This window comes from Dyella sp. KRB-257 (assembly GCF_049445995.1).
Lineage (GTDB): Bacteria > Pseudomonadota > Gammaproteobacteria > Xanthomonadales > Rhodanobacteraceae > Dyella_A.
The window spans coordinates 76,272-88,988 of sequence record NZ_JBMSDZ010000001.1 but is presented as its reverse complement, the minus strand read 5'-3'; the positions used below and the strand labels follow the sequence as shown (position 1 = coordinate 88,988).

Here is a 12,717-nt window from a genome sequence, read left to right as displayed (position 1 = left end):
CGCTGGGGACAGCGGGGACACTGGGGACACGTTGCACACCAACGGCCGCGACGTCCCCAACCTGTCCCCGGTAGCGGCCAACAGTGGGGACAAAACCCGCCCTCGCGCACGCTTCGAGCTTGTAAAACATCAAGCCTGTCGCATGCCTGGCGTCTACTGGATCGGCACCGAGGTGGATAGGGAATCTGGGCAGGAAACCGAAAAGGAACCCGAGTGGATATGCTCGCCGATGGTGGTCGACGCCACCACGCGCGACCCCGGCGGCAATGAGTGGGGACGCTTGCTGGTGTTCGCCGACCGCGACGGCTTGGAGCATCGCTGGGCCATGCCTATGACCTTGATGGCAGGCGATGGGGCGGAGCTGCGCGCCGAGCTGCTGCGGCAAGGGCTGGAGATCGCTACCGACGCAACCCGGCGGCGGCGCCTGCTGGAATACATCCAATGGGCCAAGCCCGACACGGCCGCGCGCTGTGTCACGCGCACCGGATGGCATGGCGAGGCGTTCGCGCTCCCGGCCCGCACGTTCAATGACATAGCGGAGCCGGTCATTTATCAGGCCGCGTCACTGGACGGCATCGCCCTGTCGCAAGCGGGAACGCTGGAAGGATGGCGCGAACAAGTTGCCATGCCCTGCGCGGGCAATAGCCGGCTGGTGCTCGCCATCGCTGCGGCCTTTGCCGGGCCTTGCATGGGGCTGCTGGGCAACGAAGGCGGCGGCTTTCATCTTCGCGGCAGCTCCAGCGTGGGCAAGTCCACTGCATTGCAGCTAAGCGGTTCGGTGTTCGGCCTGCCGGAGCGATTCGTGCGGACGTGGCGGCAGACGGATAACGCATTGGAGGGCGTCGCGTCGCTGCACTCTGATCTGCTACTGATCCTGGACGAAATCGGCGAGCTTGACCCACGCCACGCGGCCGGCGTGGCCTACATGCTCGCCAACGGGCAAGGCAAGGGCCGTGCGAACCGCAGCGGTGGCGCACGCGCAGCGGCACGCTGGCGGCTGCTGTTCCTTTCATCGGGCGAAGTGAGCCTAGGCGATCTGGTGACGCAAGCCGGCGGCACCTTGCGGGCTGGGCAAGAGGTGCGGGTTATCGACGTGCCAGCGGACGCGGGCGCCGGCCTTGGCCTTTTCGATCGGGTCCCCGGTGGCGTAGCGCCTGGCCTGTTCGCCGAACAATTGAAGGCGGCGGCAGCGACCCACTACGGGCACGCGCTGCCGGCCTTCCTGGAGGCGTTGACGGCGGACGTTGAAGGCAACCGCACCGCACTGGCTGCCATGCGCGACGCCTTAACCGGAGAGCTGGCCAGCGGCGCCGACGATGGGCAGGTGCGGCGCGTGGCTCAACGCTTCGCCTTGATCGCCGCTGCCGGAATGCTCGCCACGCACTACGGTTTGACCGGCTGGGCAGCGGAGGAAGCCGAGCACGCCGCACGCGCCTGCTTTCGTGACTGGCTCGCCGCGCGCGGTGGCAAGGGCAATGCGGAACCGGCGGCGATGGTGGCAATGGTGCGGGCGTTCCTGGAGGCGCACGGGGAGGCCCGATTCACTGCCTGGGGCGCTTATGCCGATGGGCCGCGCACCGCCAACCGCGCCGGCTATCGACGCCAGACCGACGCCGGCCCCGAGTATTACGTGGAGGTCGAAGCATTCCGCCGCGAGGTCACGAAAGGCTTTGATGCTTCGGCCGTCGCACGCGTGCTGGCCACGCATGGCGCGCTGCTGCCGGAGAGTGCCGAGCGACTGACGCGCAAGGAACGATTGCCCGATGGGCGCAGCGCCCGCGTGTACCGGATCACGCCGACACTGTGGGAGATCGAGCTATGACGCTCGCCGCGATCCTTGCCAAACACAAGCCGGCCGTTTGTCCCCACTCGCCTGAAAGGTGGGGACATGCTGGGGACGCGCAAACCGTTGCGCCGCAACGTGTCCCCACTGTCCCCACTGTCCCCACGCCAAAACGTGACCCCGAGCGAACGCGGGCATTTCTGCTGGCGATGGCGGCACGCCTGGACGTCGAGGCGGCAACCGTCGAGTGCATGCCGCTGGCCGAACTGGAGGCGACCGCGCAGCAAGCGGCGGACGTGCTGGCGATCAATGGGCCGGCGATCACGCGCCGGTTTCTGGAAAGCTACCTGATGGCCTGGCGCGACACGCTAGACCGCCAAGCCGGGCGAGTGCCTGCCGGCCACACGGCGCCGATGCACTGCGCCCACTGCGGCCCGGTATGGGCGCATCCGGGCATGGCCGCTGCCCTGCCGATGGTCGGCGGCTGGCCGCGCGCGCTGGGCTGCCCGTGGTGCTTTGTTCGCCAAGCTGGCGGCTACATCCCGCGTCCGCGCGTTACGTGCGAAGGCTGCGCCCACTTCACGCCGGACACGATTAACCCCGAGGCCGGCATGGGCACCTGCGGCGCTGGCAACGGCTCGCATTACCCGATGCAGCGGCACGTCTGCGCCGGCTTCGCTATCACGACTGAAAAAAGGGACTTAGCCTAATGATTTCGTATTCTGTGGCGAATCCATCGTGAGCCGTGGCGGCTCGCGTCATGGCGCCGGGCGGCCCGCGCAAAACGTCCGCATCGAATCCTTGAAACGGTTGGACGTGCGCTACCTGCACGCGCGCGGCCTGCTGAAACCGGGCACGGCGTTCACGCAAACGTGGTCGATGGGCGAGCGGCAGACCGGCGCCGTTGGCGTGACCGTGACGGGCGGCGCTGTGGTGCTGGCCTACTGCCACGGCGCCAGCGGCGACCCCGTGCGCGTCACCCTGTATCTGGAGCAAACCGCCTGCCATTACGGCGGCACGCGGCCGTGGTTCCGTTGCCCACGCTGCGGCCATCGCGTCGCCGTGGTGTGCATGGCCGGCGCCCTCTGGGGCTGCCGGCACTGCCTGCGCGTGCGCTATCAGTCACAGTCGGAAGATCAAGTGCAACGCACCTGGCGGCGTACCCGTAAAATCGAGGCGCAACTGAAGGTGGGGGAAGATCGGCCATACGGCAAACCCGCTGGCATGCGCTGGGCAACCTTTGCCCGGCTACACGACGAGTTGGCTGCCATCGAGGAACGCCGCAACGCTGCTTTTTGCGTGAGTATCCGGCGCCGGTTCCCGGAGCTGCTGCGGTGAGGTTTCCGCTTTGCGCTCGATGGCGGAGCGCAGCGCCGAACACAATAGCGTGGCCTGACACCTCCGTTCGCACGGTAGGAAGCTGGAAGGATCGGCCACCGGTGCAATGATGTGCAGGCGGACCTTGTCATTGGCGCCAAGCCCAAGACCGGGGCGGATGCCGAGTTTGACACTGCGGTGGCGGCGTTTGCGGGGCAGGGGTAGGATGCTAGGCAAGCTAAAGGGGGGAGATGCCATGCGGAAAGACAGACCACGGGAAGGCGGTATCGCCCTTGTTTTGCAGCTAATCGGTGGCGTGGCTTTGCTGGGCGCCTTTTTGGGGGGCGCCCTGGCAAACCTCAGTCTGGGCGGAGAGATCATGCTCATGATCGCCACCTTTGTGGCCTCCTGCCTGCTGTGGGCTGGTGCAGCGGTGATCGAAGAGCTACGCAGGATCGAGTTCAACACGCGTGGTGTCTCGCCGCAATGCGATGTCATTATTTCAAATCCGTTGCCGTCGGTGCCTACCGAGGAGACGATAAAGAGCTACGGCATTACCCGTGAAGGTGATCGTTATCTCTTCGATGGATATTTTTTTGAGGATGCAATCGAAGCGGTTAATTACGCCAAATCAAGGGACTGACGTTCCAAGTCGATGCCCAGGAGAAGCGCCATGATCCAGTTCCCGATTTTCGGAGAAATACGCGCGCGCGATGGCTGCGGAAACTTGACCTTGAGCGACTTGACGTCGGGCCAGCTTGAGAAAGGCTTGGCGGTGCGGCTTGCGTGGCGTCAGCGCGTCGCAAAGTGCGACCGAAGTGCGATGGCAAAGGGTAAGAAAACAGGCGGCAGCACCCGCCGGGCGTCGCCCATGAAAGGCGGTAGATTTTGCGGTAACTTTTTTTCCGAATCCTTCTAGCCCGCATCACAAAAGGCTTTTCGTTGCCCCCCTTGGCACCAATTGAAGAGTTCGGGACTCGCACAGAGATCCCGCAGACACAAAAACCCGCCAGGCTGCGGGTTTTTTTATATGTGCGACTGTCGCGCATCGGTCGACCTTGCGGGTCGAGCCGCCGGGGTCGGATCAGCTGCCGGCCGGCACCTCGTACAGCTCCAGCGGCAGGTCGTCGGGATCGGCGAAGAGCACGAATCGGAAGGTTCAATCCGCCGATGGATGGCCGCGACGCGCCAGCCGCTCGCTGATCTGCGCATGCCATGCGGCGGACAGTCCGGGCACCGTCAGCGCGGCTGCCAGCACGTCCTGCGAATCACGCTCGTTGGGCGTGAGGTAGGCCGCGAACAGGGCGCGGATGGTGATCCGGCGCTCGGCTGGCGCCACCACGTCGACCGTGTCGCCGGCAGACAACTCGCCCTGTTCCAGCACGCGCAGGTAGACGCCGCTGCGCAGCGATCGGGAGAAGCGCCGCGGCATGGACGGGTCGCCGAAGCGCAGCCCCAGCTTGAAGCAGGGCACGCGCGGCTGGGTGATCACGAACCGAGCGCTGCCGATGGCCAACTGGTCGCCCACGCACAGTACCGACTCGTCCAGCCCGGCCACGGTGAGGTTTTCGCCGAACTGGCCGGGCGGGAGCGGCGCGCAGCCCAGCGTCTGTTCCCACCACGCGTAGTGCTCGTGGCCGTAGGCGTAGACGGCCTTGTCGGGACCGCCGTGGTGCACGCGATCGGCCTGTCCGTCGCCTTCCAGTTGTTCGGCGCGCACGCGCACCGGTCCGTTCACGGGGTGCTTGAAGATACCGGTCGACACGGTGCTGCGGCCGTGGGCGACCGATCGGGGCAGGGCGACGCTGACGGCGACGACGCGCATGGCTGGGGTCCGTGGGCGGACGCAGTGCCGCAGTGCCGCAAATTTTACGCAGATTTTATGCCGCGGCGCCGTTCCCGGCCCCCTTTCTTACGCCCGTTTGTCCAGAATGCGCGCCTTGCCACGCAGGTGCGCACCGGGCGGTGCGGCCGTGGCCTGCAGCGATGGCAGCGCCATCGTCGGGAGTTCCTGCAATGCATGTTTCATCCAAGCGGCGCGTGGCGGCCCTGGCCCTCGGTGCCGTCGGCGTGGTCTATGGCGACATCGGCACCAGTCCGCTGTACACGCTCAAGGAAGTGTTCGGGGTGCACGGCGTGCCGGCCACGCACGACAACGTGCTTGGTGCGCTGAGCCTGGTGTTCTGGTCGCTGATTCTCGTGGTGTCGGTGAAGTACCTGCTGTTCATCATGCGCGCCGACAACAAGGGCGAGGGCGGCATCATGGCGCTGATGGCGCTGGCCCAGCGCAGCGCCCGCGACCAGCCGCGACTGCGCCTGGCGATCGCGGTGCTGGGCATTTTCGGCGCGGCGCTGTTCTACGGCGACGGCGTGATCACGCCGGCCATGTCGGTGCTGTCCGCGGTGGAAGGCCTGAAGGTGGCCGCGCCGCACCTGGAGCACTACGTGGTGCCGATCACGGTGGGCGTGATCCTGGTGCTGTGCTGGGTGCAGAAGCGCGGCACGGCGCGCATCGGTGCGGTGTTCGGCCCGGTCTGCGCGGTGTGGTTCGTGAGCATTGCGGCGCTCGGCGTGCTCGGCATCGCGCGTCATCCGGCCGTGCTCTATGCACTGTCGCCGATCTACGCCGTGGCGTTCTTCACCCACAACCATGCCGAGGCGTTTTTTGCGCTCGGCGCGGTGGTGCTCGCCGTCACCGGCACCGAGGCGCTGTATGCGGACATGGGCCATTTCGGCAAGGGACCGATCCGGCTGGCCTGGTTCAACTTCGTGCTGCCGGCGCTGGTGCTGAACTATTTCGGGCAGGGCGCGCTGATCCTGCACGAGCCCGCTGCGATCGCCAACCCGTTCTATCACCTGGTGCCGCGCGCGCTGCTGTATCCGATGATCGCGCTGGCCACGGCCGCGACGGTGATCGCGTCGCAGGCGGTGATCTCCGGCGCCTTCTCGATGACCCGCGAGGCGATGCAGCTCGGCTACGTGCCGCGCATGCAGGTGGTGCACACCTCGCACGAGATGTCCGGCCAGGTGTTCGTGCCGTGGATCAATCGTTCGCTGCTGGTGCTGATCGTGCTGGCCGTGGTCGGCTTCCGCTCGTCGGACAACCTCGGCTCGGCCTACGGCATCGCGGTGACCGGCACGATGGTGATCACCACGCTGCTGGCACTGATCGTGGCGCGCCGGCAGTGGGGCTGGAGCGTGCCGGCGGTGATCGTGGCGGGCGTCGGCCTGCTGACGGTGGATCTGGGGTTCTTCAGCGCCAATATCATCAAGATCGAGTCGGGCGGCTGGTTCCCGCTGGCGCTGGGGTTGCTGGTGTTCGGGCTGATGACGACCTGGCGCCGCGGTCGCGAGCTGGTGGTGCGCGAGATCCAGCAGGGCGGGCTGGCGATCGCCCCTTTCATCGTGAACATGATCGAGCACCCGCCGCTGCGCGTGGCGGGCACCGCGGTATTCCTCACCGGCAACGCCAACACCGTGCCGCACGCGTTGCTGCACAACCTCAAGCACAACAAGGTGCTGCACGAGCGCAACGTGCTGCTGACGGTGGAGACACTGGACACGCCGCTGGCCGATGCCGAGGAGCAGCTGGAGTGGGAGCCGCTGGAAGGTGGCTTCGGTCGCCTGCGCCTGCGCTTCGGCTTTGCCGAAGATCCGGACGTGCCGGCACGCCTGGCGCGCGCCGCACGGGTCGGTGTCGCCTTCGACATGATGGACACCACCTTCTTCGTCTCGCGCGAGAGCATCGTGGCCGGCACGCGTCGGCCCGGCATGGCACTGTGGCGCGAGAAGCTGTTCGTGCTGATGGCGCGCAACGCGATGCCGGCGACGGCGTTTTTCCGCATCCCCGGCAACCGGCTGATCGAGCTGGGCGCACAGGTGGAGATCTAGGCGATGCGCCGGGTGGTGCGACCGCGTCCCGTCGGCATCGCGCACGGCGCCGCGGCGCTCGCGGCTGGCGTGGCCGATGTACTAACGTGGGCGTCCTTCCCGGGGTCCGTCCGCATGGCCGCTTCGTCCCGCCCGCAGCCGCTGCCGCGCTGGCGCGCATCCGGCGAGTACCTGTTCGCCACGACGGTGGCGCTGCTGGGTTTTGGCCTGGCGTTCGTGGCGCAGAACTCCCTGTCGGTAGCCAACCTGTCGCTGGTGTTCCTCACCGTGGTACTGGTGGTGGCGGCGCGCACGCGCATGACGGTGGCGGTGTACACCGCGCTGCTGTGCTTCGTCGGCTACAACTTCTTCTTCACCCAGCCGCGCTACACGCTGGCCATCACGCACCCGGACGACCTGCTGGCGGTGGTGCTGTTCCTGCTGGTGGCGCTGGTGTGCAGCCGGCTGGCCACCCGCCTGGCCAGCCAGGTGGAGTCGCTGCGAATGGCGCAGTGGCACGCGCGCGCGATGCTGGCGCTGGGCAAGCAACTGGCTGCCTGCGCGAGCGTCGCCGCGGTTCGCGTCGAAGGCGTACGCGCCATGGCCGATACCCTCGACGCGCGGGTTGTACTGCTGGCCACGGAGCCGGCACACGGATTGACGACGCTGGCTGCGCATCCCGAGCCGGTCGACCTCACCGAATCCGACCGGGAGGCTGTGGCCTGGTCCGCCGCGCATCGCCAGCCGGCCGGGAGGCACACCGCCCGACACCTCCGCTCCACCTGGTGGATGCTGCCGCTGGATGCGGTCGCCGATGCCACCGAGGTGCTGGCGCTGGCGCTGGCCGACGAGCACGACGCGCCCGACGAGGCGCGCCGCGAGCTGGCCCAGGCGATGGCGGCCGACCTGGCCCGCGCGCTGGAGCGCGCCCGGCTGGCCGAGGCGCTGGAGCAGGCACGCGTGCAGGGTGAAACCGAACGCCTGCGCAGCGCGCTGCTCTCGTCGGTATCGCACGACCTGCGCTCGCCGCTGGCGGCGATGATCGGTGCCGCCGGCACGCTGGCGACGTACGACGCCCAGCTGCCCGCGGACGATCGGCGCCAGCTGATGGAGTCGATCCTCGACGAAGGCCAGCGGCTGGATCGCTACATCCAGAACCTGCTGGACATGACCCGGCTCGGCCACGGCACGCTCACCCTGCACCGCGACTGGGTGGACGCCGGCGAGATCGTGCTGGCCGCGGTGGCGCGGGTGCGCAAGTTCCACCCGCGGCTGCGCGTCTCGACCGATCTGCCGGCGGGGACGGTGCTGCTGTACGTGCATCCCGCGCTGATCGGGCAGGCGCTGTTCAACATCCTGGAGAACGCGGCCCAGGTATCGCCGCCCGAGGCCTCGGTGCGGGTCGAGCTGGAGGTGTCCGGCGAGCAGGTGGAGATCCGCGTGATCGATCGCGGGCCGGGCATTCCGGAGGACGAGCGCGCGCGCATCTTCGACACGTTCTATTCGGTGTCGCGCGGCGACCGTGGGCGCAAGGGGACCGGGCTGGGGCTGTCGATCTGCCGCGGCATGGTCGGCGCGCACGGTGGCAGCGTGGAGGCCGCCGCGGGCGAGGAGGGCGGCACGATCCTGCGCGTGCGGCTGCCGCTGCCGCCCACGCCGGAGTCCGCCGCATGAATCCCGCCACCGCCGCGCGCGTGCTGGTGATCGACGACGAGGTGCAGATTCGTCGCTTCCTCGACATCGGCCTGCGCGCCGAGGGCTATCTGGTGCTGCAGGCGGCGACCGGGGCCGAGGGGCTGGCGCTGGCAGCCACGCAGTCGCCGGACCTGATCATCCTGGACATCGGCCTGCCCGACCGCGAGGGGCACGAAGTGCTCGCCGAACTGCGCCAGTGGAGCAACGTGCCGGTGATGATGCTGTCCGTGCGCGACTCGGAGAGCCAGAAGGTGCTCGCGCTCGACCACGGCGCCAACGACTATGTGACCAAGCCGTTCGGCATCCAGGAGCTGATGGCGCGACTGCGCGTGCTGCTGCGCAGCCGCGCCGCCACGCCGATGACCGAGGCCCCGCCGCGCTACGACGACGGCCGTCTGGTGATCGACCAGGTGCACCGCGAAGTACTGCTCGATGGCGGGCCGGTCGCCCTCACGCGCAAGGAATACGCCGTGCTCGCGCTGCTGCTGCGCCATGCCGGCCGCGTGGTGAGCCAGCAACTGCTGCTGCGCGAGGTGTGGGGCGCCACCCACGTGCAGGACACCCACTACCTGCGCATCGTGATCGGCCGCCTGCGGCAGAAGCTGGGCGACGATCCGGCCGCGCCACGCTGGCTCAGGACCGAGCCGGGCGTGGGCTACCGCTTCCTGGCGGGCGAGCCGGACTGAAGCCTTACTCGGCGTCGGCCTTGCGTCGACGCCGGCGCGGCTGCGGCTGGGCCAGCAGCGATTGCAGGTAGGCGATGCCTTCCTCTTCCGGAAAGAACGCCACCACGTCGGCCACGGTCAGGTCGTGTCGGGCGCGCAGGGCCAGGAACTCCTCGCGCACGCGCGCCAGGCGCTCGGCCTCGGCTGCCTTGGTGCTGGGCCGGCCGCGTTTTTTCGGTGCCGCGGGTGCCGCCGCCGGCGCGGGTGCTTCGACCGGTTTTTCTTTCGCCTTGGTCGCGTCCAGTGCGGCCAGTTCGGCCTGGAACTGGCGGAAGTCGTAACTGCTCATGGATGGGAAACAACGATGCGTGGACAGGGGACGCCATTTTCGCATGGCGTACGGGGTGGCGCTTGCGTCATCGCGCCGTGGCCGCGTCGATCGGGGCTTGTCGCCAGGCGCGCAGACCCATTGCCGCCAGCACGATGAAACCCGCGTACAGCACCGAGGTGATCAGCAGGTGCTTGTAGACGTATTCGCCCACGTAGATCACGTCGATGACGATCCACAACCACCATGCCTCGATGTGCCGCCGGCCCTGCCACCACTGGGCGACGAGGCTGAAGCTGGTGAGCGCGGCGTCGAGCCAGGGCAGCGCGGCGTCGGTCCAGCGATGCATCGCGTAGCCCAGCGCCAGCGCACCGGCCGTGCCGATGGCGACGTGCCAGGTTGCTTCGGCGAACGGCAGCGGCGTCACCAGCACGCGCCCGTCCTCGCCGAGATGGCGCAGCCAGCGCCGCCAGCCGTAGACGATGAGTCCGGCGAAGGCGAGCTGGAGCAGGGCGTCGGAATAAAGCTTGGCGTCGACGAAGATCCCGCCGTAGAGCAGCACCGAGGCCAGCCCCACCGGCCAGCACCACGGGCGGCGCCGGGCGGTGAGCCACACCGCCCAGGCACTGATCAAGGCACCGGCCAGCTCGACGAGGGTCACGCTCAGAACCCGACCGTCACCGACAGCCGCGCCAGTCGCGGCGCCCCCGGGAACAGGTACGTATCGCCGTAGGCACCGCCGGTGTCGCGCCAGTAGAAGCGGTTGAACACGTTGTCCACGCTCAGGTGCCAGGTCATCGGGTGACCGCTCCAGTCGGTGGTGTAGCGCAGGCCGGCGTCGAACACGTGGTAGGCCGGCACGCGGGCGCGACCGTCCGGCGTGGCCGGGTTGGCGCTGGCGTAGCGCCAGCCGCCGAGCAGGCCGATATTGGCCGCCACCGGCAGGCGGTAATCCAGATAGACGGCCGAACGCAGGCGCGGCACGTTGATGATCTGGTGGCCTTCATAGGCCGGCGTGCCGGTGTGCCGCGCGCGGGCCTGGATCAGGTTGACGCTGGCGGTGAGGCGCAGGCGGTCGCTCACCCGTCCGGCGGCGTTGAGCTCCAGTCCGGCATGCACCTGCTGGCCGCGCTGCACGAAGGTGAAGCCGTAGACCGAGCCGTCCGGCTGCGCGTACTGGTAGGGCTGGCGGATGCGGTACAGCGCGCCCTGCAGGCTCAGCGCGCCGCTCCATTCGTACTTCACGCCGGCCTCGACCTGGCGCGCATGCACCGGCGCGAGGATCGCGCCGCCGTTGGTGGTCCAGTACGGCGCCTCGGCGCCCAGCGACAGGTTCTCGCTGTAGCTGGCGTAGACGGTGAGCGGGGCGGTCGGCTGCCACAGCACGGCGGCCTGCGGCAGGGTCTTGCCCAGACGGGTGTGGCGTTGGAGCACCAGGCCGCTGCCGTCGTAGGCGCGCTCGTCCAGTCGCACGAAGCGGGCACCGGCCAACAGCTGCCACTGCGCACCGAAGTGCACGCGGTCCAGCGCGAACAGCGCGCGCTGCCAGCTGGTGAAGGTGCGTGCCGAGGGACCGGGCCGGTTCGGCGAGGGCGCGAAGTAGGGCGGGTCGAGCTGATCGATGTTGCCGGTGCCCACGTAGTCGTACACGTAGGGGCGCTGGTCCAGCGTGCGGCGGAACGCGCTGGCGCCCAGGCTCACCTCGTGACTGAGGCGGCCGGTGTCGAAGCCGCCCTTTAGCACCGCGCGCACTTCGTCGTTCTGGCGGGTGTCGCCGGGGCTGCGGAAGTCGTAGATGTCGTAGTCGCCGTTGGGCGCGAAGAACTGGCCGGGGTACTGGCCGGTGGCGCACTGTGGCGCATAGAAGCAGCCGTAGGCGAAGGCGACGTTGTCGTCGATCACCGTGTGGCTGTGGCCGGCCGAGAGCTGTGCGCTCCACTGTTCGCCGAAGCGGTAGTTGAAGCGCGCGGTGGTGTTGCTGGAATGGATGCCCACCGGCTGCTGCCACGGCTCGTAGCCGAGCAGGCGCGTGTTGCTGGGGTGCGCCGGGATCGTGGTGCCGCCGAGCAGCTGATAGCCGGACACCGAGCGCTGGCCGCTGGTCTGATAGTTGCTGTCCAGCTCCAGCGTGGCGCGGGTGCTGATCTTCCAGTCGGCGGCCAGCGAGAAGAAGCTGCGTCGGCCGGGCGTGTGCCGCACGTAGGAGTGCATGTCCTCGTGCGCGGCGTTCACGCGCACGCCGAAGGTGGGGGTGAGCCAGCCGCCGATATCCACCGCGGCGTAGCGCGAGCCGTGCGAGTCGGTGCCCAGCGTGGCGGTGCGCACGTTGGCCGGGCGCTTGCTGACGTAGTTCACCAGACCGCCCGGCGCCACGATGCCGGCCTCCAGGCCGCCCAGGCCCTTGAGGATCTCCACCCGCTGCTTGTCCTCCAGTGGGGTGAGCTGTTCGCCGTTGATGGTCATGTCGTTGAGGCGGTAGGCGGTGGCCAGATCCAGCACGAAGCCGCGGATGGCCAGATCCTGGTAGTAGCCCACCGGCGCGTAGTTGTCGCCCACCGCGGCATCGGCGCGGGCCAGTTCGCTGAGCGTGCGCGGCTGGCGGTCGTCGATCTGGTCGCGGGTGATCACGGTGACGGCGGCCGGCGTGTCGTGCAGCGGCGCGGCGCCGAAGCTGCCGAAGGTGTCCACCTGCGAGCTCTCCGCGCGGTAGCCCTTGTCGGTGGTCGCGGTGACCTGCACGGCGCCCAGGCGCCTGGCCTGGGTCTTGTCGTGTGTGGTTTCGCCGGCAGCGTGCGACGGCGCAACAGTGGCCAGCGCCAGCGTGGAAACGAGCGCGGCGGCAAGGGGATGGCGGTGCAGGGGATTCATGGTCGTCGTCGTCTCAAGAGGGCAGGACGAAGCGACGGCGCGCGCACGACGCACGGACGTGCGCCAAGGTGCTGCAAGCTCCCTACGCCGGTACTGGCCGGATCAGGTTCCAAGGGACTCTCTCAGCCCGGCGTTTCGCCGGGCACCCCCGCTTCAAGGCGCACATTGAACCACGAAACGCGGTCGGTGCG

12 protein-coding genes and 1 riboswitch are annotated in these 12,717 nt (G+C 68.5%); of the genes, 8 read left to right on the top strand and 4 right to left on the bottom strand.

Annotated features, from left to right (window positions below; all coding sequences use genetic code 11):
• The first annotated feature begins 142 nt into the window (after positions 1-142).
• From ACO2Q2_RS00440 to ACO2Q2_RS00420, 5 genes are all read left to right on the top strand, one after another.
• Positions 143-1,822, top strand: coding sequence for a DUF927 domain-containing protein (locus ACO2Q2_RS00440; RefSeq protein ID WP_423253806.1), 1,680 nt, complete (start codon positions 143-145; stop codon positions 1,820-1,822).
• Entirely contained in the window at positions 1,819-2,493 is a 675-nt protein-coding gene (locus ACO2Q2_RS00435) for a hypothetical protein (protein WP_423253805.1), read from the top strand. The genes ACO2Q2_RS00440 and ACO2Q2_RS00435 overlap by 4 nt, the downstream gene beginning before the upstream one ends.
• A 28-nt stretch (positions 2,494-2,521) precedes the next feature.
• The gene (locus ACO2Q2_RS00430) at positions 2,522-3,121 is read left to right on the top strand and encodes a hypothetical protein (protein WP_423253804.1); all 600 of its coding nucleotides are present in this window, start codon (positions 2,522-2,524) and stop codon (positions 3,119-3,121) included.
• Positions 3,122-3,356: 235 nt separating this feature from the next.
• Complete coding sequence (locus ACO2Q2_RS00425) at positions 3,357-3,743, top strand: hypothetical protein (RefSeq protein WP_423253803.1); 387 nt, start codon at positions 3,357-3,359, stop codon at positions 3,741-3,743.
• 30 nt (positions 3,744-3,773) lie between these two features.
• Complete coding sequence (locus ACO2Q2_RS00420) at positions 3,774-4,019, top strand: hypothetical protein (protein WP_423253802.1); 246 nt, start codon at positions 3,774-3,776, stop codon at positions 4,017-4,019.
• A 240-nt stretch (positions 4,020-4,259) separates the two neighbouring features.
• Here the strand turns inward: ACO2Q2_RS00420 and ACO2Q2_RS00415 are convergent, their stop codons facing one another.
• Positions 4,260-4,925 (bottom strand): MOSC domain-containing protein, encoded by a 666-nt coding sequence (locus tag ACO2Q2_RS00415; protein WP_423253801.1) that lies wholly within the window; start codon positions 4,923-4,925, stop codon positions 4,260-4,262.
• A gap of 191 nt (positions 4,926-5,116) precedes the next feature.
• On the opposite strand from ACO2Q2_RS00415, the gene ACO2Q2_RS00410 reads away from it, so the two are divergent.
• The 3 genes from ACO2Q2_RS00410 to ACO2Q2_RS00400 all read left to right on the top strand — a co-directional run bounded on the left by ACO2Q2_RS00410 (position 5,117) and on the right by ACO2Q2_RS00400 (position 9,351).
• Positions 5,117-6,991, top strand: a complete 1,875-nt coding sequence (locus ACO2Q2_RS00410; RefSeq protein ID WP_423253800.1) for a potassium transporter Kup — start codon at positions 5,117-5,119, stop codon at positions 6,989-6,991.
• A gap of 114 nt (positions 6,992-7,105) precedes the next feature.
• Positions 7,106-8,644, top strand: coding sequence for a sensor histidine kinase (locus ACO2Q2_RS00405; protein WP_423253799.1), 1,539 nt, complete (start codon positions 7,106-7,108; stop codon positions 8,642-8,644).
• Positions 8,641-9,351 carry a response regulator gene (locus ACO2Q2_RS00400; protein ID WP_423253798.1) on the top strand — a complete coding sequence of 237 codons (711 nt, stop codon included), beginning with the start codon at positions 8,641-8,643 and terminating at the stop codon, positions 9,349-9,351. The genes ACO2Q2_RS00405 and ACO2Q2_RS00400 overlap by 4 nt, the downstream gene beginning before the upstream one ends.
• A gap of 4 nt (positions 9,352-9,355) precedes the next feature.
• Here the strand turns inward: ACO2Q2_RS00400 and ACO2Q2_RS00395 are convergent, their stop codons facing one another.
• From ACO2Q2_RS00395 to ACO2Q2_RS00385, 3 genes are all read right to left on the bottom strand, one after another.
• The gene (locus tag ACO2Q2_RS00395; protein ID WP_423253797.1) at positions 9,356-9,679 is read right to left on the bottom strand and encodes a 2-hydroxyacyl-CoA dehydratase; all 324 of its coding nucleotides are present in this window, start codon (positions 9,677-9,679) and stop codon (positions 9,356-9,358) included.
• Positions 9,680-9,746: 67 nt separating this feature from the next.
• Positions 9,747-10,319, bottom strand: coding sequence for a nicotinamide riboside transporter PnuC (gene pnuC, locus ACO2Q2_RS00390; RefSeq protein ID WP_423253796.1), 573 nt, complete (start codon positions 10,317-10,319; stop codon positions 9,747-9,749).
• Between the two features lie 2 nt (positions 10,320-10,321).
• Entirely contained in the window at positions 10,322-12,526 is a 2,205-nt protein-coding gene (locus tag ACO2Q2_RS00385; RefSeq protein ID WP_423253795.1) for a TonB-dependent siderophore receptor, read from the bottom strand.
• Positions 12,527-12,588: 62 nt separating this feature from the next.
• A riboswitch (TPP riboswitch) is annotated at positions 12,589-12,686 on the bottom strand.
• Between the last annotated feature and the right edge of the window lie 31 nt (positions 12,687-12,717).

Excerpts from the sequence above, each read along its gene's own strand:
- ACO2Q2_RS00425 (WP_423253803.1), top strand. The coding sequence starts at position 3,357 with ATGCGGAAAGACAGACCACGGGAAGGCGGTATCGCCCTTGTTTTGCAG.
- ACO2Q2_RS00405 (WP_423253799.1), top strand. The coding sequence starts at position 7,106 with ATGGCCGCTTCGTCCCGCCCGCAGCCGCTGCCGCGCTGGCGCGCATCC.
- ACO2Q2_RS00385 (WP_423253795.1), bottom strand. The coding sequence starts at position 12,526 with ATGAATCCCCTGCACCGCCATCCCCTTGCCGCCGCGCTCGTTTCCACG.
- ACO2Q2_RS00420 (WP_423253802.1), top strand. The coding sequence starts at position 3,774 with ATGATCCAGTTCCCGATTTTCGGAGAAATACGCGCGCGCGATGGCTGC.
- ACO2Q2_RS00400 (WP_423253798.1), top strand. The coding sequence starts at position 8,641 with ATGAATCCCGCCACCGCCGCGCGCGTGCTGGTGATCGACGACGAGGTG.
- ACO2Q2_RS00440 (WP_423253806.1), top strand. The coding sequence starts at position 143 with ATGCCTGGCGTCTACTGGATCGGCACCGAGGTGGATAGGGAATCTGGG.
- ACO2Q2_RS00435 (WP_423253805.1), top strand. The coding sequence starts at position 1,819 with ATGACGCTCGCCGCGATCCTTGCCAAACACAAGCCGGCCGTTTGTCCC.
- ACO2Q2_RS00395 (WP_423253797.1), bottom strand. The coding sequence starts at position 9,679 with ATGAGCAGTTACGACTTCCGCCAGTTCCAGGCCGAACTGGCCGCACTG.
- ACO2Q2_RS00415 (WP_423253801.1), bottom strand. The coding sequence starts at position 4,925 with ATGCGCGTCGTCGCCGTCAGCGTCGCCCTGCCCCGATCGGTCGCCCAC.
- ACO2Q2_RS00410 (WP_423253800.1), top strand. The coding sequence starts at position 5,117 with ATGCATGTTTCATCCAAGCGGCGCGTGGCGGCCCTGGCCCTCGGTGCC.